Below are 23,517 nucleotides of genomic sequence, written 5' to 3'. Positions count from 1 at the left end.
CGGGCCCCGCGATCTCCCCCGAGGGACAGGGCTGGCCGGATCCCGCCCGACCTGCTGACGCCGGCCGCCGGCCGGTCGTCCGGTCGGGGGCCGCCGTCAGCCCCCGATCGCTGCCCGGTGCCGCCGGGGAGAGAGCGCTGTGGCGGTACAGACACGTCCGACCGCCGCCGCCGGTTGCAGCCGGCTCGAAACCGCCGTCAGTCCCGAGCGCCGGGGAAGCGGGTCGGGCCGCTCACCTGCGGGAAGGCCGTGCCGTCCCAGCGGTAGCTGCGCCACTGCCGGTGCGCTCGTCCCGGCACCTCGCCGTCGCTGTGCACGGCGTCCGTCACCTCGATCCGGATCAGCCCGTCCGGTCGGACGTCCAGCGCGTACAGCCACTCCGGCCGGTCCGGGTCCGAGCGGAAGACCTGGCCGAGGACGACGATCCGGCCGTCCGTGGTGCGGTCGAGGACGACCACCTGTTCGGGGTACATGCCCTCGTCGACCAGGCAGCGGAGCAGGGCCACCGGCTCGGCGACGCCGTCCCGGTCGATGTCGCCGTAGCCACCCGCGAACGTCGACAGGATCACGTCACCGGGCCGGCCGGGCGGGTCGACCAACCGGGTGGGACCGGGAGCGCACGGTGTCCCGGCCGGCCAGTCGGGAAGGTCGACCGTGGTCGCGAGCAGTTCCTCCCGGCTGAGCCGGCCGGGCGGCGACCCGGTCGGGTCGGCGGATTCCGTGGACGCGTCGGACGCCGCGGGGCCGACGGCGACGGGCGTGTCCGGCGCGTCCCGGCTGAGCTGACGCCAGGCGGCCAGCGGGACGGTGGCGGTGAGCACCGCCACGGCCGCCGCCAGCACCGTCGCCCGTCGCCGCCGGCGCTGGCGGACCGCCTCCCGGACGGCGTCCGGACCCGCGGGCCGGACCACCGCCCGCAGGGTGTCGCGGTACGCCACGAACTCGCCGTCGAGCCGGTCGTCCGCCCGGTCACGCATCCTCGTTCACCTCGTTCGCGGGGTTCAGGTGCCCGGCCAGGGCCGTACGGGCCCGGTGCAGCCAGGACTTGACCGTCCCCGGTGCCACCTGCTCCTGCTCGGCGATCTCCGCCACGCTCAGGTCGGCCAGGTAGTGCAGGACCACCGCCCGCCGGTGGTGCGACGGCAGCTTGGCCAGCGCGCTGTGCAGCGCCACCCGGTCGGGGCTCGGCCCGGGGACGTGCTCCTCACGCTGCCGGCGGAGGAAGGACTGGGCGGTGCGCAACCGGCGCCACCGGCTGGTGGCGAGGTTCCAGGCCACCCGCCGCACCCAGGCGACCGGGTCGTCGTACGCGGCGATCGTCGACCAGCGGACGAACGCGCGGCAGAACGCCTCCTGGGTCAGGTCCTGGGCCAGCGAGAGGTCGCCGACGTACGCGGCGAGCTGGGCCGCCAGGGACCGGAAGTGCGCGTCGTACACCTCGTCGAAGCTGGCCGGCCCGCCCGGCCGGGGCTCCGCCCCGAGCTTCGCCGGCCCGACCTCGGCCGGCCCGACCTCGGCCGGGTCGACCTCCGCCATCTCCGGCGGGGGGTCGTCGAGCAGTGCGTCGATGGTCACGAACACCGGTGCCTCCCCTGGGCGCAGACCCGGCAACTCTTCTCACACGTCCGGGCCCCCCGACCGGTTGCGGGGACCGTACCGGAATCCTGTGGTTGACTGTCAGGCCGGGGAGACGTGAGGGAGGCCCGAGGTGCAGTTGCCGGCGGTGCTCGGCGAGCCGATCCGGTTCGTCCTGAACTGGGGCCGCCGCTACTCGCTCTGGGTCTTCAACTTCGGTCTCGCCTGCTGTGCGATCGAGTTCATCGCCACCAGCATGAGCCGGCACGACTTCATGCGGCTCGGCGTGATCCCGTTCGCCCACGGCCCCCGCCAGGCGGATCTCATGGTGGTCTCCGGCACCGTCACCGACAAGATGGCGCCGGCGATCAAGCGGCTGTACGACCAGATGCCCGAGCCGAAGTACGTCATCTCCTTCGGCGCCTGCTCGAACTGCGGCGGGCCGTACTGGGACTCGTACTCGGTGACCAAGGGCGTCGACCAGCTCATCCCGGTCGACGTGTACGTGCCGGGCTGCCCGCCCCGGCCGGAGGCGCTGCTGCACGGCATCCTGCGGCTCCAGGAGAAGATCGCCGCCGAGAGTTCCGGCGTGGGCGGTGTCGCCCGCCCGGACGTGCTCGCCCCGCCGAGCGACGGCACCGCGGCGCGCTCGGCCGAGTCCCTCACCGCCCCGCCGGTCCGCCCGCCCGCGTCGACCTGACGCCTTGCCGGCCCCGCCGGTCGGGGTGGGAAGCCCGGTGACCGATCCGGTGGGGTGGACTGGGCGGTCGGCCGACGGTTCGGGGTGGCCCACGGGCGCTAGCGTGCGCACCATGACCGACCCCGCGGACCGGCGTTCCGCCCTCATCGTCGACGTGCTCACCGAGGAGTTCGGGGAGTCGATGGCGCTCGACCCGGCGGCGTTCCGCCGCAAGTTCCGCAAGATGGCGGCGTCCCCGTTCGCCTTCTACCGGGGCAGCGCCGCCCTCTTCTACGCCGACCAGCGCGGCGACTTCGCCGACGGCGCGTTCCTGGACGGGCGCACCAGCCGCGTGTGGATCCACGGCGACCTGCACGCGGAGAACTTCGGCACCTACATGAACGCCTCCGGGCAGCTCGTGTTCAACGTCAACGACTTCGACGAGGCGTACGTCGGGCCGTTCTCCTGGGATCTGAAGCGCTTCGCGGCGAGCGTGGCGCTGCTCGGGTACGCCAAGGCGCTCTCCGACGACGTGATCAGCGACCTGGTCGGTGTCTTCGCCCGGTCGTACCTGGCCGAGCTGCGCGGCATCGCCACCGGTGGGGACGACGTGATCGGCTCGATCACCCTGGACACCGCCGACGGGGTGCTGCTGCGGGTGCTCCAGCAGGCCCGGCTCAACACCCGGGTCGAGCTGCTGGCCGGGCAGACCACCATCGACAACTACGAGCGGCGGTTCTCCCTCGGCGACGGGGTCTTCGAGATCGACGGGGACACCCGGGACAAGGTCTGCGCCGCGTACGAGGACTACCTGGACACCCGGCCGCCGTCGGCGTCGAAGCTGCGGCCGGTCGCCGCGCAGATCAAGGACGTGGTGCTCCGCAAGGGGGTGGGCATCGGCTCGGCCGGGCTCCCGTCGTACAACCTGCTGCTGGAGGGGCACACGCAGGCCCTGGAGAACGACGTCGTCCTCTACATGAAGCAGGCGCAGGTGCCGGCGGTGGTGCGGCACATCACCGACGAGACGGTCCGCGGCTACTTCCGGCACCAGGGGCACCGCACGGCCGAGTCCCAGCGGGCCCTCCAGGCGTACGCGGACCCGTGGCTGGGCTTCACCGAGCTGGACGGGGTGGGCCAGCTCGTCGCCGAGGTCTCCCCGTACGCCGCCGACCTCGACTGGGCCGACGTCAACGAGCCGGAGGAGCTGACCAACGTCCTCGGCCACCTGGGTCACGCGGTCGCCCGGATGCACTCGGTCGCCGACGACGAGTCCAGCCACGACCTGGTCGACTACTCCACGGAGGAGGCGATCGTGGCCGCGGTGGGTGACGACACCGACGGGTTCGTCGCGCACCTGGTCGAGTTCGCCCACCGGTACGGCGCCCGCACGCGGCAGGACCACCAGCTCTTCGTGGACGTGTTCCGCAACGGCCAACTGCCCGGCATCTGAGCGGGACGGGCCGGTCGCTGGGTCGTGCCGGCCGGCCCGGCGCCGCTCAGGAGGTGAGGTCCAGCATCACCTTGATGTCCTCACCCGTGTGCTCGTACGCCATGGCGAAGTCGGACATCGGCACCCGGCGGGTGATCAGCGAGTTGAGCCACGACTGGTCGGCCCGGGCCAGCGCCTCGGCGGCCTGGTCCCAGTGCCTGCGGTTGGCGTTGACCGAGCCGAAGACCACGTTGTTCTCCAGCACCAGCTCCCGGTTCAGGGCTCCGGCGTCGAAGTTGATGGTGCGGCCGCCGCTGGACACGCCGGTCAGGCACACGATGCCGTTCGGTCCCACCTTGCACATCGCGTCCAGCACCACCACGGGCGCGCCGGTGCACTCCACCAGCACGTCCGGTTTGAAGTCCAGTTCGTTCACGGGCGCCGTGTGGTACGTGGCGCCCAGCGCCCGGACCAGGTCCGGCTTCGGCCCCGTGGTGTTCCGGTCGAGCACGTGCACGGTCAGCCCGCGTTGGGTCCCGAGCAGCGCGGCGAGCAGGCCGATCGGTCCGGCGCCGGTGATCAGCACGGTCTGCGGGTTCCACTCCGCGCGGTTGCCGATCCGTTCGATGTGGTCCCACGCCTTGGCGACCACGCTGGCCGGCTCCAGGAGCATCCCCACCGGGGCGAGGACGGGATCGAGCCCCACGGCGAACTTCGGCTGCACTCGCCACCGCTCGCGGGCGAAGCCGGGCAGCCCCTTGATGCCGTGCTCGGTGTACCGCCCGTTGCGGCACATGTCCCACTCGTCGACGGCGCAGTTGGGGCAGGGCACCGGGTCGGGGTGCCGTACCACGCCGGCCACCAGGTCGCCGGGTTCCAGGGAGCCCGTCGGGTCCTCCAGCACCCGGCCCAGCGCCTCGTGCCCGATGACCAGCCGTTCCTGGCCCGGTGGGGCCTCGCCGTAGTGCCCGGCGATGATCTCCAGGTCGGTGCCGCAGATGCCCACCGCGAGCGCCTCGACCAGGATCGCGCCCTCCTCGGGGGCCGGCTCGGGCCAGTCGTCCACGAGTCGCAGGGAGTCGGGGACCCCGGGAGCCACAGTCACAGCGCGCACGGTCCTCATCTTTCCCCGGGCGGCGGCGGTCCGCGTCCGGAACGCGGCAGAAGGCACCGGCGCGGGCGGCCCGACGCGCCGCGGCGGTGCCGGTCATAGGATCAGCGGCATGACTCCGGAGGAGGTCGGCCAGCGGCTGGCCGCGCTGCTCGCGCCGGCCGAGGTCTCCACGTCGGTCTCCGGCGGCCAGGAGCACGCCCGGGCCACGGTCGACGTGCCGCCGGCGAGCTGGCCCGACGCGCTGCGCGCGGCCCGCGACGACACCGAGCTGGCCTGCGACTTCTTCGACTGGCTGTCCGCCGTCGACGAGCTCGCGGCCGGCTTCGACGTGGTCGCCCACCTGTGGTCCACCACCCACCGGCACGGCGTCCTGCTGCGCACCCGGGTGCCCCGTGCGGCGCCGACGATCCCCTCGGCGGTCACCGTCTACCCCGGGGCGGCCTGGCACGAGCGCGAGACGCACGAGATGTTCGGCATCGGCTTCGCCGGCCACGCCGACCTGAAGCCGCTGCTGTTGCCGCCGGAGTTCGAGGGGCATCCGCTGCGCAAGGAGTTCGTCCTCGCCTCCCGGGTCGCCAAGCCCTGGCCGGGCGCGAAGGAACCGGGCGAGTCGGAGGCCGGAGGGGGCCGCCGCCCGATCCGCCCGCCGGGCGTACCGGCCCCGGGCGAGTGGGGCACCACCCCGGCGCCCGCCGGGGCGGCCGGCGTCGGTGAGGGCCCGCGCGGCGGGGTGCCGGCCCGGCCGGCCCGGGAACGGCCCGCGCGACCTGCGCCGGGCGCCCGTCCGGCGCGTACCCCTCGGCCCGGCGGCGCCGCGGACGGCCCGGCGCCCGCCGACCCGCGCGCGCCCGACGCCACCGCGGAGCCTCCCGCCGACGCCGGCGCGGCCCCGGCCGCGCGGGGTGACCGGCCGGCCGGCACCGACACCGGTCCGCTGCCCGGGGCCACGGGCGGCACCGGGGACGGCCCGGCGCGCTCGGGCCCGCCGGCCGACCGGCCGTCGCCGCGAGGCCCGGCGGCGACCGAGCGGGCCCACGACGACGGAGGTACGACCTGATGCCGCTGTGGGTGGAGCTGCTGCTGCGGGTGGGCGGGGTGGTGGTCGCCTTCCTCACCCTGCCGCTGCTGGTCGGCCAGGCCGAGCACAAGGTGATGGCCCACATGCAGGGGCGCCTCGGCCCGATGTACGCCGGCGCCTTCCACGGGTGGGCCCAGCTCGTCGCCGACGGCGTCAAGTTCGTGCAGAAGGAGGACGTGACGCCCCGCGAGGCGGACCGGCCGGTGTTCCGGCTCGCCCCGGTCGTCGCTCTGGTGCCGTACCTGCTGGTGCTGCTGGTCATCCCGCTCGGCCCGGGCGACCTGGTCGGGCAGCCGCTGGACATCGGGCTCTTCTTCGTCCTGGCCGTGGTCGGCGTCGGCGTGGTGGCGGTGCTGATGTCCGCGTGGGCGTCGGCCAACAAGTACAGCCTGCTCGGCGGGCTGCGCGGTGCGGCCCAGCTGCTCGGCTACGAGCTGCCGCTGGTGCTCGCCGCCGCGTCGGTGGCGATGGCGGCCGGCACGCTCAGCCTGTCCGGCATCGTCGAGGCGTGGGAGCCGTGGTGGCTGCTGTGGCAGGCCCCCGCCATGATCGTCTTCTTCGTGGCCGGGCTCGCCGAGATCCGGCGGCCGCCCTTCGACATGCCGATCGCCGACTCGGAGCTGGTCTTCGGCTACCTGACCGAGTACACCGGGCTGCGGTTCGCGTTCTTCCTGCTCGCCGAGTACGTGGGGATCGTGGTGATCGCCGCGCTGACCACGGTGCTGTTCCTCGGGGGCTGGCAGGGCCCGTTCGCCGACGCGCAGCTCGGCTGGCTCTGGACGCTGCTGAAGGTCTTCGCCGTCAGCTTCGTCATCATCTGGCTCCGCGTGAGCTACCCACGCCTGCGCGAGGACCAGCTCCAGCGCCTCTGCTGGCTGGTCCTGGTCCCCGTGTCGCTGGCCCAGCTGGTCCTGACCGCGGCGGTCCGCGTCGCCCTCTGAGGCCGCTCAGCGCAGCGGGGTGTGGGCGGGGTCGACGCGTTCCGCCGCCGGCGGGGGCGGCGGGGGAGTGCCGTCACCGAAGGGGCGGCCACCGAGTTCCTCGCGGTTGTGCGGGGTGAGCCAGTTCGACAGGTCGGGGCCGAGCGGGACGACGCCGGTCGGGTTGATGTCGCGGTGCACCTCGTAGTAGTGCCGCTTGATCTGCTCGAAGTCGATCGTGTCGCCGAAGCCGGGCGTCTGGAACAGGTCCCGCGCGTACGCCCACAGCACCGGCATCTCGCTCAGCTTGCTCCGGTTGCACTTGAAGTGGCCGTGGTACACCGGATCGAAGCGCACCAGCGTCGTGAACAGCCGCACGTCCGCCTCGGTGATCGTGTCCCCCACCAGGTAGCGCTGCCCGGCCAGCCGGTCGCTCAGCCAGTCCAGCCGGTCGAACAGCCGCCGGTACGCCTTGTCGTACGCCTCCTGGCTGCCGGCGAAGCCGCAGCGGTAGACGCCGTTGTTGACGTCGGCGAAGACCACCTTGTTGACCTCGTCGATCTCGTCGCGCAGCCGCTCCGGATAGAGGTCGGGCGCCCCGTCGCGGTGGTACGCCGTCCACTCCGTCGACAGGTCGAGGCTCATCTGCGCGTAGTCGTTGGTCACCACCTGCCCGGTCGGCACGTCGACGAGCGCCGGCACGGTGATGCCCCGGTCGTAGCCGGGGAAGCGCTTCATGTAGGCGTCCGCCAGGCGCTCGATGCCGAGCACCGGGTCCCGCCCGCCCGGGTCGAGGTCGAACGTCCAGCTCCGCTTGTCGTGCGTCGGACCGGCCAGCGCCATCGAGATGGCGTCCTCGAGGCCGAGCAGCCGCCGGACGATGACCAGCCGGTTGGCCCAGGGGCAGGCGCGGCTCACGGCCAGCCGGTACCGTCCAGGCTCCACCGGCCAGCCGTCGCGTCCGTCGCCGGTGATCCGGGTGGCGATGTAGCGCTGGTCCCGGGTGAACTCGCCGCCCGGCTCGACGTACTTTCCGCCGGTGCGCAGGAGCACCTCGTCGTTGCTGGCCGCCGCCGTACCCTCGGTCACGCCGTCTCCTCCGATGTCCGCGAGCCCTCGTCCCATCATGGCCGCCCCGCGGCCGGCGGGCGCGCCGAGCGCGCCGATCGCCCCGCCGGATCACGCGGGAGCGCCGGGGCGGTCCGCGGGCTGAGGGCCTGTCCTAGGCTGCCGAGATGACCGATGTGGAGGCGGCGGCGCGGCGGTTCGTCGCCGACGTGTGGAACGCGGGGCGCGAGGAGTCGGCGTACGACCTCGTCGCACCGGAGTGCCCCGGGCTCGGCGGCACCGGGCCGGACGCGACGCTGGCCTGGCACCGGGACCGGCGGGCGGCCTTCCCCGACCTGCGCTACAAGATCGTGGACCTGGTGGCGGCCGGCGACCGGGTGGCCGTCCACTGGCGGGCCGCCGGCACCCAGGCCGGGCAGTTCGGCCCGGTGCCGCCCACCGGCCAGGTGGTCAGCTACTCGGGGGCGACGTTCCTGCGTTTCGACGACGCCGGCCGGATCGTCGACGTGTGGATCTGCAACGAGCTGTTCCAGCTCCTCCAGCAGCTCGGCGTCGAGATGGTCCCACCGGCTCCGGCCGGCTCGCCCGCTCCGCGGACGTCCTAGAGTCACCGACCGCCGGGTGGTGGTCGCGCGCGCCGGGGGCACAGGGCAGGATGGTCCGCATGAGCGACCCCAGCGAGCGCAGCGGCGTCGGCGAGCGCGGCCTGCCCGGAGCGGGCCTGGTCAAGGGGCTCGCGGTCACGTTGAAGACGATGACCCGCCGCTCGACCACCCAGCAGTACCCGGACGTCGCCCCCGAGCTGCCGCCGCGCTCCCGCGGGGTGATCGCGCTGCTCGAGGAGAACTGCACGGTCTGCATGCTCTGCGCGCGCGAGTGTCCGGACTGGTGCATCTACATCGACTCGCACAAGGAGGAGGTGGCGGTGCCCGGCGCCGCCCGCCCCCGCCAGCGCAACGTGCTCGACCGGTTCGACATCGACTTCTCGCTCTGCATGTACTGCGGCATCTGCGTCGAGGTCTGCCCGTTCGACGCGCTCTACTGGTCGCCGGAGTTCGAGTACGCCGAGTACGACATCAAGGACCTCCTGCACGACAAGGACCACCTCGGGCAGTGGATGGGCACCGTACCGCCGCCGCCCGCGCACGACCCGAACGGTGAGCCGGCCAAGGAGGAGAGCGCCGCCGCGCGCAAGGCCGCGGTCCCGGCGAGCCCCGCCGCCCGTCCGGCCGCCCCGGCGGTACGCCCCGAGCGCGGTCCCGCCGGAGAGGCCACCACCGGCGACGGGGAAGGCGGCGCGTCGTGACCGCCGCGGACGTGCTGCTGCTCGCCCTGGGCGCGGTGGCGGTCGGCTCCGGCGTCCTGGTCGTGGCCACGAAGCACCTGGTCCGGGCCGGCCTCTACCTGGTGGTCTGCCTCGGCGCGGTCGCCGGGATCTACCTGGTGCTCACCGCCGAGCTGGTGGCCTGGGTGCAGGTGCTGATCTACGTCGGTGCCGTGGTGGTACTGCTGCTGTTCGCGGTGATGCTGACCCGCGCCCCGATCGGCGCCTCCGACGACCTGGACCGCCCGGGCTGGCCGGCCGCCCTGATCGGGGGCGGCACCGGGCTCGGGCTCGCCGCGCTGCTGGTCGACGCGTACCGGTGGTCGTCGGTGGAGCTGCCCGCGGCCGGCACGGCGGGCCGCATCGGCGACCAGATCTTCCGCAGCTGGGTGCTGCCGTTCGAGGTGCTGTCGGTGCTGCTGCTCGCCGCCCTGGTGGGGGCGATCATCCTGTCCCGGCCGGACATCGGCCGGCCGCCGGCAGACCGGGCCGCCGACAGCGGCCGATCCGGCGTCCCGGCCGGCCGCACCGGCGCCGCGCCGACCGCCGGGGACGGGCGGTCGCGATGAGGCCGGTCATCCCGTACGTCACCGCCGCGCTGCTGTTCGGTCTCGGCGTGTACGGCGTGCTCCGCCGCCGCAACGCGGTCCTGGTGCTGATGGCGGTCGAGCTGATGCTCAACGCGGTGAACCTGGTCCTGGTCACCGCCGACACCACGGTCCGGTCGGAGCTGCCGCACGGCGGTCAGGTCTTCGCGCTGTTCGTGATCGTGCTGGCCGCCGCCGAGGTGGGCGTCGGGCTGGCCATCGTGCTCCAGCTCTACCGGCTGCGCGCCAGCGTCGCCGTGGACGAGGTGCCGCTCACCGAGCCGCCGGCCACGCTGGCCCCGGCGGGCGCCGGCACGATCGAGGAGAACCGGTGAGCACACCCGTCCTGCTCGGCGCGCTGCTGCCGGTCGTGCCCCTGGTGGCCGGCCTGGTCGGCCTGCTCCTCCCGCCCGCGCCGCGCCGCACGGAGACGGGCGAGGCACCGGCGCGGCGGTTCGCCATCGCGCTCGGCGTGGCCGGCGCGGCGGCCTCCCTGGTGCTCGCGCTGGCGCTGCTGGCGACCCTGGACGGGCTGGCCGACGCCTCCTGGACCTGGGTCGACCTCGGCGGGCTGACCGTCACCCTGGGCGTCCGGCTGGACGGGACGGTGGCGCTGGTGGGGGTCGCGGTCGCCGCCGTGGCGCTCGCGGTGCAGGTCTACTCGACCGGCTACCTCAAGCGGGGCCCGCACGACGACGTGGACGTCGACCACCGCTACCCGCCGTACGCGGCGCAGGTCAGCCTCTTCACCGCCGCGATGCTGCTGGTGGTGGTCTCCGATGACCTGATCCTGCTGCTGGTGGGCTGGGAGGTGATGGGCCTCTGCTCCTACCTGCTGATCGCCCACGACCGCCGGCTCCCGGAGGCGCCCGCCGCCGCGATGAAGGCGTTCCTGGTCACCCGGGTGGGTGACGTCGGCTTCCTGCTCGGCATCGCGCTGCTCGGCGTCTCCGCCGGCAGTTTCCGGATCGCCGACGTGCTCGGCCACGAGCACTCCACCGCCACGCTCACCGCCGCCTGCCTGCTCCTGCTCGCCGGGGTCGCCGGCAAGAGCGCCCAGTTCCCGCTGCACACCTGGCTGCCGGACGCGATGGCCGGCCCGACCCCGATCTCCGCGCTGATCCACGCCGCGACGATGGTGGCGGCCGGCGTGTACGTGGTCGCCCGCCTGTTCCCGCTCTTCGCGCAGGCGCCGGTCGCGCTGGCGGTGCTCGGCGTCATGGCCTCGGTGACCCTGCTGCTCGGCGCGTTCGCCGCCACCGCGCAGGACGACCTGAAGCGGGTGCTCGCCTGGTCGACCGTCTCCCAGATCGGCTACATGACCGGCGCTCTCGCGGTCGGCGCACCCCAGGCGGCGCTGTTCCACCTGCTCACCCACGCCGCCTTCAAGGCGCTGCTGTTCCTCGCCGCCGGAGCGGTGATCCACGCGGTGGGCACCACTCTGATGTCCCGGATGGGCGGCCTCCGGCACACGATGCCGGTCACGTTCTGGTGCACGGTGGTCGGCCTCGGGGCGCTGGCCGGGCTGCCGCCGCTCTCCGGCTTCTTCAGCAAGGACGGCGTCCTGTACGCGGCGGAGCAGGCCGCCCTGAACGGTGCCGGCCACACCGCCGCCTGGGTCGGCTGGCTGGTCTGGCTCGCCGGCCTGCTCGGCGTCGCGGTCACCGCCTGGTACGCCACCCGGCTCCTGCTGCGCACGTTCCTCGGCGAGTCCCGCACCCCGCTGGTCGAGCCGCACGACCCGCCCGCGGTGATGCGCTGGCCGGTGCTGCTGCTCGCCGTCCCGGCCGCCCTGCTCGGCCTGGCCGGGTTCGCCGGGGCGTTCGCCGCGCGGCTCCGGCCGGTGCCGCCGGCCACGCGCGAGCAGCCGTCCGACCTGCTGCCGCCGGAGCCGCTGGTCCACCTCAGCGCGGCGGTGCTCCTGCCGCTCGCCCTGCTGGTGCTCGGTGCGGGGCTCGCCTGGGCGCGCTGGCGGCGGGACCGGGCCGGCGACCCGGCCGCCACGCTGGGTCCGCTGCGGCCGCTGTTCGCCCGCGCGTTCCGGCTCGACGACGTCCAGCACGCCCTCGTCGTACGCCCGGCGACGGCGCTGGCCGCGGCGACGCGTACCGCCGACGAGGTGGTGGTGGACGGCGCGGTCACCGGCAGCGGCCGGGCCGCGCTCGGCCTCGGCGGCGGGCTGGCCGCGCTGCACCGGGCCACCCTGCCGCGGGCCGCCGCCGGCGTGCTCGCCGGCGCGCTGCTGATCGGGCTGGCCGCCGCCCTGATCGGAGGCGTCGCGTGAGTGCGAGGAGTGAGCCGGGGTTGCGAGCCCCGCAGTCGCGAACGAAGGTGGCGCGGTGATCCTCGGTGAGTTCCTGCTGGTCGCGGTGCTGGCGGTGCCGGCGCTCGGCGCGGTCGTGGTGGCCGCGATCCCGCACGATCGGGCGGCCCGGGTGGTCGGCGTGGTGGTCGCCGCGCTGACCCTGCTCGCGACGTTGCCGCTGCCGGCCGGCCGCGAGCGCGGCTGGTTCGCCTACGCGCCGCTGCCACCCTCGCCGGAGGCGTCGGTGGCCATCCACCCGTGGCACCAGGTCGACGCGCCCTGGGTGCCCGGCCTGGACCTGCGCTTCCACCTGGGCGTCGACGGGATCTCCTGGCCGCTGGTGGTGCTGACCGCGCTGCTCACCCTGCTCTGCTGCTACTACACGCTCTGGAAGGTGCCGGAGGGTAGCAGCGGCCGGGCCCTGGTCGCGCTGCTGCTGGTGGTCGAGGTCGGCATCCTCGGGACCTTCCTCGCCTTCGACCTGGTGCTGTTCTTCGTCTTCTTCGAGGTCGTCCTCCTGCCGATGTACGCGGTCATCGCCGGTTGGGGCGGGCCGGACCGGCGGCGCGCGGCGCGGAAGTTCGCCCTCTACACGCTGTTCGGCTCGGTGCTGCTGCTGGTCGGCGTCTTCGTGGTGGTCGCCGCCGCCGGCACCGCCGACCTCCTGGCGCTCACCGGCAGCGCCGGGATGTCCCGGGGTACGCAGCTCGCCGCGTTCACCCTGCTGGCGCTCGCCTTCGCGGTGAAGAGCCCGCTGTGGCCGCTGCACTCCTGGCTGCCCGACGCGCACACCCAGGCACCCACCGTCGGCAGCGTGATCCTCGCCGGGGTCCTGCTGAAGATGGGCACGTACGGGCTGATCCGGATCGCGGTCGGTGTCGCGCCCGAGGGCGCCCGCTGGGCCGCGCCGGTGCTCGGCGTGCTCGCCGTCGCGGCGATCCTGGTCGGCGGGCTGGTCTGCCTCGCGCAGACCGAGCTGAAGCGGTTGATCGCGTACTCCAGCGTCGGCCACATGGGCTTCGTGCTGCTCGGGATCGCCACGCTCACCGCCACCGGTCTCCAGGCGGCCCTGATCGGCAACGTCGCGCACGGCGTGATCACCGGCCTGCTGTTCTTCCTCGCCGGGGCCGTCAAGGACCGTACGCACACCGGCGACCTGGGCGACCTGTCCGGGCTGCGGGAGACCGCGCCCCGGCTGGCCGGGCTGCTCGGCTTCGCCGCCGTCGCCTCGCTCGGGCTGCCCGGGCTCGCCGGCTTCTGGGGGGAGGCCTTCGTCGTGGTCGCCGCGGTGCAGGTCGGCGGGGCGCTGTGGACCACGCTCGCCGTCCTCGCCGCGGTCGGCGGGGCGCTCACCGCCGCGTACTTCCTCCGGCTGCTGCGCCAGGTCACCCACGGGCGGCCCAGTCCCGCCGTCGCGCGACTCACCCCGGGCCTGGCCGGCGCGGAACTGGCCGCCTGGGCGCCGCTGGTGCTGCTCGCCCTCGCCGTCGGCCTGGCCCCGACGCTGGTGCTCGGCGTCGCCGAGGCCCCGGTCGACGCGCTGTTGGAGGTCCTGCCGTGAGCGCGAGGAGTGAGCTTGCGAGCCCCGCGGTCGCGAACATCGCGGACACCGTGAGCGCGAGGAGTGAGCTTGCGAGCCCCGCGGTCGCGAACATCGCGGACACCGTGAGCGTCGTGCAGAGCGTCGACAACGTGGCGTTGCTCCCGGCGTACCTGGCCGCCGGCACCGCCGTGCTGGTGCTGCTCGCCGACCTGCTGGTGGCCCGCGCGCGGGTCACCGTGGTGGCCGCCGCGCTGGGCGCCACCGCCACGGTGGTCGGTGCCGTGCTCGTCGGCTCCGGTGGGGAGCGCCGGACGTTCTGCGTGGGATCCGACTGTTCGTACGTCTTCGACGGCCGGGCCGCCCTGGTCGCCGTGGTCGTCGCGCTGCTCACCCTAGGGGTGCTCGGCCTGTCCGGGCCGCTGCTGCGGGACGGGACGTCGCCGGCGGGGGAGTACTGCTTCCTGCTCGCCGCCTCGATGACCGGCGGTGTGGTGCTCGGCGCGGCCGGTGACCTGATCACCCTGATCGTGGCTCTGGAGACCCTGACCCTGCCGCTGTACGTCCTGGTCGGGCTGCGGCGGGGGAGCCTGGCCAGCATCGAGGCGGCGGTGACGTTCTTCGTGGTGAGCGTGGTCGCCACCACGCTCACGCTGCTCGGGGCGGCCCTGCTCTACGCGGCGACCGGGGCGCTGCACCTCGGGCGGCTCGGGGCGCTGTTCGCCGAGCGGCCGGAGCTGCTGGACCTGCCGCTCACCACCGCCGCGGTCGCCCTGGTCGTGCTGGGGCTGGCGTTCAAGGTGGCGGCGGTGCCGTTCCACGCCTGGGCGCCGGCCACGTACGACGGTGCGCCGCTGCCGGTGGCCGCGTACCTGTCGACCGCCTCGAAGCTCGGCGGTGTGGTGGCCCTGCTGGCCGTGGTGCAGCGCGCGCTGCCGGCCGAGGTCACCGGCCCGGTGCTCGCGCTGCTCGCGGTGCTCACGATGACCGTGGGCAACCTGGTGGCACTGCGCCAGCGCCGCACCGTCCGGCTGCTCGCCTGGTCGTCCGTGGCCCAGGCCGGTTACATCCTCGCCCCGCTCGGCGCGCTGGCCCTCGCCGCGGGCCGCACCGACGACGCCCGGGCCGCCGCGTACGCGGCCGCCGTCGCGTACGCCGTCTTCTTCGTGGTCCTGGAACTGGGAGCCTTCGCGGCCGTCGTGGCGCTGCGCCCGGCCGGCGCGGCCGGCGGCACGCTCGACGACCTGCGCGGAGCGGCCCGCCGGCGGCCCTGGCCGGCGGTGGCGCTCGCGCTGGCGCTGATCGGCCTCGCCGGGCTGCCGCCGGGGCTCGCGGGGCTCTTCGCGAAGGTGACCGTGGTCCGGTCGCTGCTCGACGGCGGCGCCGGCTGGCTCGCCCTGGTGGTGGCGGTCAACGCCGTGATCGGCCTCGCCTACTACCTGAAGGTCACCGCCGCGCTCTGGGCCGCTCCGGTACCCGGTGGGGTCGCCGGGCCGGCGGCGTCGGGGCCCGGCGAGCCGGTGCCGGTCGGCCCCGTGCCGGCGCCGGCCGTGCGGGCCTGGTCGGTCGCGGCGGTGCTGGTGGCGGCGACGGCGGCGGCCCTGGTGCTCGGCGTCGCGCCGCAGCTCGTCCTCGACCTCGCGGCCCGCTGACCCGACCCGGGCGGGACGCGGCGTCCGGCGGTGGGCCGCGTGCGGGAACACCGCACCCACCCTGAGCTGGGAGCCCGCTGGCAGCGCTCCCAGCCATTTCACAGCCATACGACGGATGGTTGACGGGTACCGGTGGTGTTGAACCGGTCAGCGGATCCCCTCGATCCGCGCACCGAAGGAGTGATCGTGCACTACAACCGTCTGAAGACCGCCGCGCTGCTCGGCCTGCTCACCGCGTTGATCCTGGCGGTGGGCTACTGGTTCGGCGGCAGTGGCGGACTGGTCATCGCCGTCGTCCTCTCGCTGGTGATGAACGGCGTCAGCTACTTCTTCTCCGACAAGCTCGCGCTGCGCGCGATGCGGGCGCAACCGGTCAGCGAGGCACAGTTCCCCGAGCTGTACCGGATGGTGCGGGAGCTGGCCACCGAGGCCCGGCAGCCGATGCCGCGCCTGTACGTGAGCCCGACGGCGCAGCCCAACGCGTTCGCGACCGGTCGTAACCCGCAGAACGCGGCGGTCTGCGTCACCCAGGGGATCGTCGAGATCCTCGACTACCGCGAGCTGCGCGGTGTGATCGGGCACGAGCTGTCACACGTCTACAACCGCGACATCCTGATCTCCAGCGTGGCGGCCGGCCTGGCCGGCATCATCACCGCGCTGGCGAACCTGGCGTTCTTCATCCCGCTCGGCGGCGGGGACGACGAGGACGCCCCGAACCCGGCGGTCCTGCTGCTGACCATCATCCTGGGCCCGATCGCGGCCACGCTGATCCAGCTCGCGATCAGCCGCAGCCGGGAGTTTCAGGCGGACGCCTCCGGTGCCCAGCTCACCCGGGATCCCCTGGCGCTGGCCAGCGCCCTCAAGAAGATCCACCGGGGGACCCAGCTGCGGCCGCTGCCGCCCCAGGGTCAGCTCACCAGCACCGCCCACCTGATGATCGACAACCCGTTCAAGGGTGGCGGTGTGGCGGCGCTCTTCTCCACCCACCCCCGGATGGAGGAGCGGGTCGCCCGCCTGGAGCACATGGCGGCCGGTGCCGGCCCGGTCCAGTAACCGCTGACGCACGTCACGTCCGCACCCCGCGCCGCACCGGGCGCGGGGTGCGGTCACGTCCGGGGTAGGCGATAACACGTTTTCCGCCGGGCCCGCCGGCGTTAGGGTCGAGACGGCTCCCACTCATTACACCTACGGAGGTCCACCGTGGCCGCACTGCGCCAGTACCTGGGCGTCTGGTGGATCCCCGGGGCGCCGATGCTGCTGGTCACCGGCATCCTCGGTCGGCTCGGGATCGGCATGACGCCGCTGGCGCTGCTGCTCGTCGTCGAGCAGGTCACCGGCCGCTACTCCCTCGCCGCCGTCGCCGGCGGCATCTACGCCCTGTCCGGCGCCGCGCTCAGCCCGGTCGCCGGACGGATCGCCGACCGGATCGGCCCGAGCCCGGTGCTGCTCGGCACCGCCGTCGCCCACCCGCTCGCCCTGCTCGGGCTGCTCTGGGCGGCCCGCACCGACACGGGCAGCCTCGCCATGGTGTTCGTCGCCGCCGGCGTTGCCGGTGCCACGTACCCGCCGCTGACGGCCGCGATCCGGGGCGCCTGGAACGACCTCACCGCACCCGCCACCGGCCGGTGGCACCTGCGCAACACCGCCCTGGCGGCCGAGACCACCCTGTTCGAGCTGGTCTTCGTGCTCGGCCCCCTGCTGGTCGCCGCGTTCGTGCTGCTCGCCGACGCCGGCGCCGCCCTGGTCGGCTCGGCCGTGGTCACGTTCGCCGGCACCACCGCCGTGGCGCTCGGCCGGGTCATGCGCGGCTGGCGGCCGCACCCGCACGAGCACCACACCAGAGGGCTCGGCCCGCTGCGCGTCGCCGGCTTCCCGGCCCTGCTGGTCTGCGTGGCGAGCCTCGGTATCGCCTTCGGCGCGGCGGGCGTCATCGTCCCGGCCTTCGCCACCGCGTACACCTCCGACGACCCGGACAGCCTCGCCGGTGTCCTGCTGGCCGTCTGGGGCATCGGCAGCGCCGTCGGCGGGCTGTGGTTCGGCACCCGCCGGCCGGCGAGCAACATGAGCCGCCAGTTCGCGCTGCTGCTCGGGGCCGTCGCGGCCACCTTCGCCGTGTTCGCGGTGATGCCCACCCCGGCCGCACTGGGCACCGCACTGGTAATCGGCGGCGCCACCATCGCGCCCGCGCTCACCCTGGAGAACACCCTGATCGGGCGGATCTCGCCGACCAGCATGCTGAACGAGGCGTACACCTGGGTGGTGACCATGTCGGTCGGCGCGAGCGCGGCCGGCGGCGCGGTCGCCGGCCTGATCGTCGACCACGGCGGCGGGGTGCCGTGGGCCTTCCTCTTCGCGGGGGCGGCCGTCGCCGTCGGGGCCGCGGTCGCAGGCCTGCCCGCCGGGCCCGTCGCCCGCGCGGAGGCCCACGCCGTACGCGCCGAGCAGCCTGTCCCCGCCTGATCCGCGCCGGGACGGGTACACCGTCCGGATGTTCGTCTTCTTCTCGAACCGGATCGGCTGCCTGGGTTCGCTGCTGATCAGCGCCGTGCTCACGGTGATCCTGCTGCTCGTCTTCGCCACCTGAGCGGGCAGCATCTGCCGCCCGGTCACGGCGGCGGAGGCGGTGCGCGGTGGAATTGACGGCGTTCGGACCGTCGCACGCGGCGAGCGTGGCCGGCTGGGCCCGGTCGGCCGAGGAGACCCGGCGCTGGTGCTCGCGGGACGAGGTGACACCCGAGGTGGTCGCCGGCTGGTCCGCTGCCCCCGACGCGGTCGCGTACGTCGCCGTCGTCGACGGCGAGCCGGTCGCGTACGGCGAGCTGTGGCTCGACGACGAGGAGGCCGAGGTCGAGCTGGCCCGCCTGATCGTGGCGCCCGCGTACGGCGGCCGGGGGCTCGGCCACCACCCGGCCGTGTTCATGCGGGTGCACCCGGACAATGAGCCGGCGCTGCGCTGCTGGTGGCCGTCGCCGGTTCGGCGGTCGTCGGTCCGCTGCTCCTGTTCTACGGGTGGCTGCTCCTGTGGTTCCATCCCGAGATCACCAATCCCGGGTGGTGCGTCCAGGAATCAGCCGACTGGGGCTTCGACAACGGCACGTTCGTCTGGCTGGTGACCTGCGCGCACACCGTCGCCGGAATCGTGTGCTTCGGGCTCGCCCTGCTGAACCTGTACCGGGGACGGCGCTGGTGGCTCTGGCTGATCCTCGCGGCGGTGTTCCTGGGCGCCGCGTGGCCGTGGGCGACGGGACTGTCCCGCGCGGCGTGGTGCCCGCCGTTCTGACGCAGCCTGAGCCCGGCGGCGCATCTGCCCGTCACCGCGCTACGCCCAGGTGAGGCGTTGGCGGAGGAGTGATCGTTCGGCGGGGTTGGCGGCCAGGGCGAGGGCGCGTTCGTCGGCGGCCCGCGCCCGGGCGGCGTCGCCCACGTCGCGGAGCAACTCGGCTCGGGTGGCGTGGAACAGGTGGTAGTCGTTCAGGTCGCCGGCCAGGGCGTCGACTTCGGCGAGCGCGGCTGACGACCCGGTGACGTAGCGCAGGGCGATCGCCCGGTGGAGGCGGGCGACCGGTGACGGTGCCAGGTGCAGCAGCATGTCGTAGAGCACGGCGATCTGGGCCCAGTCGGTGTCCTCCCACCGGGCGGCCTCGGCGTGGCAGGCGACGATGGCGGCTTGCACCTGGTAGGACCCCGGTCGCTTCTGCGCCGCGGCACGGGCGATCAGCCGGCCGGCGTCGTTGATGGCCTGGTGATCCCAGCGGGACCGGTCCTGGTGCTGGAGCTGGACGATCTCGTCGTTGTGGTCGAAGCGGGCGCTGGCCCTGGCCCGGTGGAGCCGGATCAGGGCGAGCAGGCCGGCGACCTCCGGTTCGGTGGGCATGAGCTGGTGCAGCAGCGCGGCGAGGAACTCGGCGTCGTCGGCCAGATCCCGCGACTGGGCCCGGTCACCGCCGGTGGACAGGTAACCCTCGTTGAAGAGCAGGTAGATGACCGCGAGGACCTCGGCGAGGCGGGAGCCGAGGTCGTCCGGTGAGGGGATCCGGTACGGGATGCCCGCCTCGCTGATCTTCCGCTTGGCGCGGGTGATGCGCTGCCCGACGGTGCTCTCCGGGACGAGGAACGCTCGTGCGATCTGCGCGGTGGTCAAGCCGCACACCACGCGCAGTGTCAGGGCGACCTGGGCAGCGCGGGGCAGGGCCGGGTGGCAGCAGGTGAAGATCAGCCGAAGCCGGTCGTCGGGTTGCGGCTCGGGCGGCCACGCCACCAGCGCGAGCTTCTGCCGGTGGCGCTGCTCGCGACGGAGCTGGTCGAGACCGCGGCGGCGGGCCACGGTGTACAGCCAGGCGTCCGGCCGCTCCGGGATGCCCTCGACGGGCCAGTGCGTCAGCGCGGCCTCCACGGCGTCCTGGACGAGATCCTCGGCGGCGGTGAAGTCGCCGACCAGATGCACCAGGGACGCGGCGAGCCGGCCCGCGTGGTCGCGGACCACGCGGGCGAGCTCGGCGTGCGTCGGTCGGCTCATCCGGCGACGGGTCGGATCTCCACCACCGGGCAGGCCGGCCAGGACCTGGCGATCCGCAGTGCCTCGTCGAGGTCCGCCACGTCGATCTCGGCGTAGCCGCTGACGATCTCCTTGCCTTCCACGAACGGCCCGTCGGAGACCAGCGGCTCGCCCCGGTCCAGCCGCAGGGTGGTGGCGGTGTCCGGCGGCATCAGGTGCGTGTGGTGGGTGATCCTGTCGTGGTGGTCGGCGAACCACTGCCGCACGCGGGCGTAGGCGCGTTCCCGCTCGGGCTCGTCCATGGCGGCCAGGTCGGCGGCGAACTGCTCGGTGTCGACGAACAACAGCACGTACTTCATCGTTCCTCCGTCGGTGCTCTACGCGAAAAGGGCGGCCATACGTCGGGCCAACTCGTCGTGGCTCACGTCCTCCACGTGCGTGGCGACGGTCCAGCCGTGCCCGAACGGGTCCACGATGAAGGCGTCCCGGTCACCGTAGAACTGGTTCTCCGGGGCGCGCCGCATGGTCGCGCCCAGTTCCACGGCCCGTGCCACCGTCGTGTCGACGTCCTCGACGTAGACGAACTGGAACACCGGGGTGCCGGGTAGCCCGCCGACCGGCGGAGCGGTCGTTCCCCGCTGCGGGTCCTCGTCCTCCACGATGACCACCGCATCCCCGATCTCGATCTCGGCGTGGGCGACGGTGCCGTCCGGGCCGGGGAACCGCATCCGCTCGGCCGCGCCGAACACGTCGGCGTAGAAGTCCAGGGCCTTCGCGGCACCGCGTACGACCAGACACGGGGTGACCCGGCGATAGGTGTCCGGGATCGGGCTCGATGACGCCGTCATGGCGCTCCTCCTCTTCGTTGGTGGTGCCCTCACCAACGAAGACGACCGGGGAGCGACCGGATCCGACAACCGTCCGGAAGATTCCTGTCAGGCGGAGCCCTCCTGCGCCGCCTCGCGCACCATCCGGTTTGGCCGTGTCCGGTTCGTACCCGGTCGCGCGGAGCAGGTCACTCGCCGCCGTGCGGAGCTGGGTCACCATCGCGTCGGCGTACGACTTCAGGCCCCTTGCGCGGGCCTGGCCGGCCAGGCGTGCGACGTCCAGAACCGCGTGGCGTGTCCGCTCCGGTGGCTGGCCTTGCCGGGTCTCCAGGGCGCAGTAGCCGGAGCGCCTCGGCGAGCCGCTCCACGGCGGCGACGCCGGCGCGATCGAGCACGCGCATCGGGTTCGGGGCCAGGCGGGCCGTCTCGATCAGCGGCCATGAGCGGATCACCCCGCGTGTTCCTCGCGAAGCGCCGGGGCCCGGAGGCTTGCCACCACCTCGGACGAGCTGCTGCCCCTTACCGGTAGTTGGTGAACTGGAGCGCGACCCCGAAGTCCTCGCCCTTCAGCATCGCGATGACGGCCTGGAGATCGTCCTTCTTCTTGCCGGTGACCCGGAGCTGGTCCCCCTGGATCTGCGCCTGCACGCCCTTCGGACCCTCGTCGCGGATCTTCTTGCTGATCGCCTTGGCCTTGTCCGAGTCGATGCCCTGGATGATCTTCGCGTCGATCTTGAAGACCTTGCCCGACGGCCGCGGGTCGCCGGCGTCCAGCGACTTGAGCGAGATGTTCCGCTTGACCAATTTCTCCTTGAAGACCTCCAGCGCCGCCCGCACACGCTCCTCGGTCTCCGCCTGGAGGCTGACCGCCTCCTCGCCCGACCAGGAGATCTCGGCGCCGGTGCCCCGGAAGTCGAACCGCGTCGCGAGCTCCTTCTCGGCCTGGCGAAGGGCGTTGTCGACCTCCTGACGGTCGACCTTGCTCACGATGTCGAACGACGGGTTGGCTGCCATCCTGATGCTCCTGTTGTCCGGGCGGTCTGTCCTGTTCCGTGCACCACTGACCAGTGGCACGACCCCCTGACGGTACCCGGTTGCACCAGCGGCGGGGGGAGCCGCTATCCTTGCTTCCGCTGCCGCGTCACGACGCGGTGGGTGCCCTGGCGGGTTGCCCGAGCGGCCAATGGGAGCGGACTGTAAATCCGTCGCGAAAGCTACAGAGGTTCGAATCCTCTACCCGCCACCAGGTGCACCAACGGCCCCTGACCAGCAGGAATGCTGATCAGGGGCCGTTGTCGTTCGTCCGGTGGAGTCCGGCTGCGTCCAGCGGTTCACGACTGGTTGTGGGCAGATCGTGGGCGGGTCGATCTTGCCTCTGAGTGCTCTTCTGGGGCTGCGTCTGCTGGTGTTGGTGGCGCTTTCCGAGCTGGCGCGGGCCGTGCCCGTAGGGACCGGCTGAGGGCTCCACGCGGGCCTCGCCGCTCTGGGAGGTAGCCCGGGGGCAAGCCAGTCCCGGGGTTGGACTGGTGCGGCAGGCGGAAGCCCCGACCACGACGGAGGCTGGGGCGGCGGCTTCCGTAGCGGACCTCGTGGTCCAATCCGTGGGTGGGCTGGGAGGAGCGGGTGCCGGAGTTGCTGGCGCGCCTGGGGGAGTTGGGCCTGGTTGGGATCGTCAAAATTGACGGGGAGCGAGACCACAAGCCCTGGACGGTGGTGATCTCGGGTCAGCGGCTGGCCGGGGCACCGATCAGGTGCGACGGCAGCAGCCTTGACTACTGCATGCGCAGCGCGGCTGCCGCGCTTCGTGAGCGTTACCCGGACGAATTCGACCTGGAGTGATCGGTGCCTGCTGTAGGGCGGGGTCCCGGCGGCTGTCGGTGGCTGACCGCCCCGGCGCCGTAGGCGGCCGGGGCGGCTTGCCGCCGGCCGGGCTTGCCGCCCCGCACCGCGCGGAGCGCGGTGCCTTGATCCAGAACAGAACAAGTCGGCAGTAGCGTGGCCACAAGAGATGTCCTCCGTCGGCGATGTGCGACACGCGTCCGCCAGGTGATCTGCAACAGTGGTCGGGTTCGGCACTCTGGGCCCGTACCTCCGGGCGCTGCCGGTCGACTACCCAGTGGATGCTGGGCCTCACCGCGCTGCTGCACATCGAGGCGTTACCGACCGGCCCGCTCGCCAAGGGACTCGAACCCTGGACCCCCCCAATCTCTGGGGTACCTCAAACGTGCTGGTCGGCGCTCTCGCCGGGGCGATCCCTTCGGCGGGTCTAGCGTCGCCCAGCGGTCGGACATAGGTGGTCGAGGGCGGTACGGTTCCATGCCGTGACCCCCGACCAGATTCAGGCATATGCAGGCGTCGGCACCGGACTGCTTACCGCTGGCGTCCTGTGGTGGGAGATCCACACCCGCAACCGGGAGCGAAGAGATGCAGAGGCCGCACAGGCACGTACGGTCGTCACCGAAGTACGGCCGGGCCAGCACACTACAAACGCCGACTACGACCGCACCCTGCACGAATACCTTTTCAGCGTCACCAACCACAGCAACGCGCCCATCCTTGGGGTACACCTGACGGCTTGGGTATGGGGCAACGACGGCATGGACGAGCCGGCAGCGGGCGAGGACAGGGCCGAAGAGTGGACTGATTTCGTGCCACCGGGAGGAACTCTGTCCGGGGCTCAGTACCTAGCCGGCCGTCTCTGGCAGCAGGGTGAAAAAGCGCCGCTGGAGCAGATAGCAGTGGAAGTGGTCTTTACCGACGCCGCAGGGCTGATGTGGCAGCGCCGGGACAACGATGGTCCTCGCCGCTTCATCAACCCCACGATCCCGACTTGGAGACTGCGTATCAGGGACCGGGTCAAGTCGTGGTTCAACCGGCTCCGAGGGCGTGAGTTGTCCCGCTGACATCTCGCTTTCAAGTTCTAA

At 73.3% G+C, this 23,517-nt stretch carries 23 protein-coding genes, 1 tRNA gene and 2 pseudogenes; 18 read left to right on the top strand and 8 right to left on the bottom strand.

Annotation, left to right across the window (positions count from 1 at the left end):
• Window positions 1–197: 197 nt before the first annotated feature.
• Both HCJ94_RS04925 and HCJ94_RS04920 read right to left on the bottom strand, forming a co-directional pair.
• Window positions 198–977, bottom strand: coding sequence for a hypothetical protein (locus tag HCJ94_RS04925; protein ID WP_167999767.1), 780 nt, complete (start codon window positions 975–977; stop codon window positions 198–200).
• A complete protein-coding gene (locus HCJ94_RS04920; RefSeq protein ID WP_309227147.1) occupies window positions 970–1,581 on the bottom strand; it encodes an RNA polymerase sigma factor in 612 nt (203 codons plus the stop codon). The genes HCJ94_RS04925 and HCJ94_RS04920 overlap by 8 nt, the downstream gene beginning before the upstream one ends.
• Window positions 1,582–1,708: 127 nt before the next feature.
• Here HCJ94_RS04920 and HCJ94_RS04915 point away from each other — a divergent pair, with 127 nt between their 5' ends.
• Window positions 1,709–2,275 (top strand): NADH-quinone oxidoreductase subunit B, encoded by a 567-nt coding sequence (locus tag HCJ94_RS04915; protein WP_167999766.1) that lies wholly within the window; start codon window positions 1,709–1,711, stop codon window positions 2,273–2,275.
• A 112-nt stretch (window positions 2,276–2,387) separates the two neighbouring features.
• The gene (locus HCJ94_RS04910) at window positions 2,388–3,704 is read left to right on the top strand and encodes a DUF2252 domain-containing protein (RefSeq protein WP_167999765.1); all 1,317 of its coding nucleotides are present in this window, start codon (window positions 2,388–2,390) and stop codon (window positions 3,702–3,704) included.
• 46 nt (window positions 3,705–3,750) lie between these two features.
• On the opposite strand, the gene HCJ94_RS04905 is transcribed toward HCJ94_RS04910, so the two are convergent.
• Window positions 3,751–4,797 (bottom strand): glucose 1-dehydrogenase, encoded by a 1,047-nt coding sequence (locus HCJ94_RS04905; RefSeq protein ID WP_309227146.1) that lies wholly within the window; start codon window positions 4,795–4,797, stop codon window positions 3,751–3,753.
• Between the two features lie 109 nt (window positions 4,798–4,906).
• Between HCJ94_RS04905 and HCJ94_RS29930 the strand changes: the two are divergent.
• Window positions 4,907–5,509 (top strand): annotated as a pseudogene (locus HCJ94_RS29930) (NADH-quinone oxidoreductase subunit C); the annotation flags it as partial.
• Window positions 5,510–5,853: 344 nt separating this feature from the next.
• Window positions 5,854–6,816, top strand: coding sequence for a complex I subunit 1/NuoH family protein (locus HCJ94_RS04895; protein WP_167999763.1), 963 nt, complete (start codon window positions 5,854–5,856; stop codon window positions 6,814–6,816).
• A gap of 6 nt (window positions 6,817–6,822) precedes the next feature.
• Here the strand turns inward: HCJ94_RS04895 and HCJ94_RS04890 are convergent, their stop codons facing one another.
• Window positions 6,823–7,884, bottom strand: coding sequence for a glutathione S-transferase family protein (locus HCJ94_RS04890; RefSeq protein ID WP_167999762.1), 1,062 nt, complete (start codon window positions 7,882–7,884; stop codon window positions 6,823–6,825).
• A gap of 146 nt (window positions 7,885–8,030) precedes the next feature.
• Between HCJ94_RS04890 and HCJ94_RS04885 the strand changes: the two genes are divergently transcribed.
• From HCJ94_RS04885 to HCJ94_RS29920, 11 genes and pseudogenes are all read left to right on the top strand, one after another.
• Window positions 8,031–8,468 (top strand): ester cyclase, encoded by a 438-nt coding sequence (locus tag HCJ94_RS04885; protein ID WP_167999761.1) that lies wholly within the window; start codon window positions 8,031–8,033, stop codon window positions 8,466–8,468.
• 50 nt (window positions 8,469–8,518) lie between these two features.
• Window positions 8,519–9,169, top strand: a complete 651-nt coding sequence (locus tag HCJ94_RS04880; RefSeq protein ID WP_167999760.1) for a NuoI/complex I 23 kDa subunit family protein — start codon at window positions 8,519–8,521, stop codon at window positions 9,167–9,169.
• Window positions 9,166–9,756 carry an NADH-quinone oxidoreductase subunit J family protein gene (locus tag HCJ94_RS04875; protein ID WP_167999759.1) on the top strand — a complete coding sequence of 197 codons (591 nt, stop codon included), beginning with the start codon at window positions 9,166–9,168 and terminating at the stop codon, window positions 9,754–9,756. The genes HCJ94_RS04880 and HCJ94_RS04875 overlap by 4 nt, the downstream gene beginning before the upstream one ends.
• Window positions 9,753–10,109: an NADH-quinone oxidoreductase subunit NuoK gene (nuoK, locus tag HCJ94_RS04870; protein ID WP_167999758.1), complete on the top strand. Its 357-nt coding sequence runs from the start codon at window positions 9,753–9,755 to the stop codon at window positions 10,107–10,109. Before HCJ94_RS04875 ends, nuoK begins: the two co-directional genes overlap by 4 nt.
• Complete coding sequence (locus HCJ94_RS04865; RefSeq protein ID WP_167999757.1) at window positions 10,106–12,058, top strand: NADH-quinone oxidoreductase subunit 5 family protein; 1,953 nt, start codon at window positions 10,106–10,108, stop codon at window positions 12,056–12,058. The genes nuoK and HCJ94_RS04865 overlap by 4 nt, the downstream gene beginning before the upstream one ends.
• Window positions 12,059–12,113: 55 nt before the next feature.
• Entirely contained in the window at window positions 12,114–13,640 is a 1,527-nt protein-coding gene (locus tag HCJ94_RS04860) for a complex I subunit 4 family protein (protein ID WP_167999756.1), read from the top strand.
• A 104-nt stretch (window positions 13,641–13,744) separates the two neighbouring features.
• Window positions 13,745–15,271 (top strand): NADH-quinone oxidoreductase subunit N, encoded by a 1,527-nt coding sequence (locus HCJ94_RS04855; RefSeq protein ID WP_167999755.1) that lies wholly within the window; start codon window positions 13,745–13,747, stop codon window positions 15,269–15,271.
• Between the two features lie 186 nt (window positions 15,272–15,457).
• Window positions 15,458–16,324, top strand: coding sequence for a zinc metalloprotease HtpX (gene htpX, locus HCJ94_RS04850; RefSeq protein ID WP_167999754.1), 867 nt, complete (start codon window positions 15,458–15,460; stop codon window positions 16,322–16,324).
• Window positions 16,325–16,471: 147 nt separating this feature from the next.
• On the top strand, window positions 16,472–17,731 hold the full coding sequence (locus HCJ94_RS04845; RefSeq protein WP_167999753.1) for an MFS transporter: 1,260 nt from the start codon (window positions 16,472–16,474) through the stop codon (window positions 17,729–17,731).
• A gap of 170 nt (window positions 17,732–17,901) precedes the next feature.
• A pseudogene (locus tag HCJ94_RS31370) lies at window positions 17,902–18,162 on the top strand (GNAT family N-acetyltransferase); the annotation flags it as partial.
• A 68-nt stretch (window positions 18,163–18,230) separates the two neighbouring features.
• The gene (locus tag HCJ94_RS29920; protein WP_240943965.1) at window positions 18,231–18,551 is read left to right on the top strand and encodes a hypothetical protein; all 321 of its coding nucleotides are present in this window, start codon (window positions 18,231–18,233) and stop codon (window positions 18,549–18,551) included.
• 39 nt (window positions 18,552–18,590) lie between these two features.
• Here HCJ94_RS29920 and HCJ94_RS04830 read toward each other — a convergent pair whose 3' ends face one another.
• From HCJ94_RS04830 to HCJ94_RS04815, 4 genes are all read right to left on the bottom strand, one after another.
• Window positions 18,591–19,787 carry an RNA polymerase sigma factor gene (locus HCJ94_RS04830; RefSeq protein WP_167999750.1) on the bottom strand — a complete coding sequence of 399 codons (1,197 nt, stop codon included), beginning with the start codon at window positions 19,785–19,787 and terminating at the stop codon, window positions 18,591–18,593.
• Entirely contained in the window at window positions 19,784–20,125 is a 342-nt protein-coding gene (locus HCJ94_RS04825; RefSeq protein WP_167999749.1) for a YciI family protein, read from the bottom strand. The genes HCJ94_RS04830 and HCJ94_RS04825 overlap by 4 nt, the downstream gene beginning before the upstream one ends.
• 18 nt (window positions 20,126–20,143) lie before the next feature.
• Window positions 20,144–20,614, bottom strand: a complete 471-nt coding sequence (locus tag HCJ94_RS04820) for a VOC family protein (protein ID WP_167999748.1) — start codon at window positions 20,612–20,614, stop codon at window positions 20,144–20,146.
• A 498-nt stretch (window positions 20,615–21,112) separates the two neighbouring features.
• A complete protein-coding gene (locus HCJ94_RS04815) occupies window positions 21,113–21,607 on the bottom strand; it encodes a YajQ family cyclic di-GMP-binding protein (RefSeq protein WP_167999747.1) in 495 nt (164 codons plus the stop codon).
• A gap of 148 nt (window positions 21,608–21,755) precedes the next feature.
• Here HCJ94_RS04815 and HCJ94_RS04810 point away from each other — a divergent pair.
• The 3 genes from HCJ94_RS04810 (at window position 21,756) to HCJ94_RS04800 (ending at window position 23,496) form a co-directional block, all read left to right on the top strand.
• Window positions 21,756–21,839 (top strand) — tRNA-Tyr (locus tag HCJ94_RS04810).
• A 359-nt stretch (window positions 21,840–22,198) separates the two neighbouring features.
• The gene (locus tag HCJ94_RS04805) at window positions 22,199–22,432 is read left to right on the top strand and encodes a hypothetical protein (protein WP_167999746.1); all 234 of its coding nucleotides are present in this window, start codon (window positions 22,199–22,201) and stop codon (window positions 22,430–22,432) included.
• Window positions 22,433–22,914: 482 nt separating this feature from the next.
• Window positions 22,915–23,496: a hypothetical protein gene (locus HCJ94_RS04800; RefSeq protein WP_167999745.1), complete on the top strand. Its 582-nt coding sequence runs from the start codon at window positions 22,915–22,917 to the stop codon at window positions 23,494–23,496.
• The last annotated feature ends 21 nt before the right edge of the window (window positions 23,497–23,517 follow it).

It is taken from the genome of Micromonospora thermarum, from assembly GCF_012034245.1.
In the GTDB taxonomy this organism is placed as follows: domain Bacteria; phylum Actinomycetota; class Actinomycetes; order Mycobacteriales; family Micromonosporaceae; genus Micromonospora; species Micromonospora thermarum.
Note: the sequence above shows the minus strand (reverse complement) of the source record. Positions and strands in the feature narration are given on the sequence as shown.

Bases quoted from the DNA above. Each gene is read 5' to 3' on its own strand.
- HCJ94_RS04925 (WP_167999767.1), bottom strand. From the start codon at position 977: ATGCGTGACCGGGCGGACGACCGGCTCGACGGCGAGTTCGTGGCGTAC.
- HCJ94_RS04910 (WP_167999765.1), top strand. From the start codon at position 2,388: ATGACCGACCCCGCGGACCGGCGTTCCGCCCTCATCGTCGACGTGCTC.
- HCJ94_RS04895 (WP_167999763.1), top strand. From the start codon at position 5,854: ATGCCGCTGTGGGTGGAGCTGCTGCTGCGGGTGGGCGGGGTGGTGGTC.
- HCJ94_RS04885 (WP_167999761.1), top strand. From the start codon at position 8,031: ATGACCGATGTGGAGGCGGCGGCGCGGCGGTTCGTCGCCGACGTGTGG.
- HCJ94_RS04880 (WP_167999760.1), top strand. From the start codon at position 8,519: ATGGTCCGCATGAGCGACCCCAGCGAGCGCAGCGGCGTCGGCGAGCGC.
- nuoK (WP_167999758.1), top strand. From the start codon at position 9,753: ATGAGGCCGGTCATCCCGTACGTCACCGCCGCGCTGCTGTTCGGTCTC.
- HCJ94_RS04830 (WP_167999750.1), bottom strand. From the start codon at position 19,787: ATGAGCCGACCGACGCACGCCGAGCTCGCCCGCGTGGTCCGCGACCAC.
- HCJ94_RS04825 (WP_167999749.1), bottom strand. From the start codon at position 20,125: ATGAAGTACGTGCTGTTGTTCGTCGACACCGAGCAGTTCGCCGCCGAC.
- HCJ94_RS04820 (WP_167999748.1), bottom strand. From the start codon at position 20,614: ATGACGGCGTCATCGAGCCCGATCCCGGACACCTATCGCCGGGTCACC.
- HCJ94_RS04815 (WP_167999747.1), bottom strand. From the start codon at position 21,607: ATGGCAGCCAACCCGTCGTTCGACATCGTGAGCAAGGTCGACCGTCAG.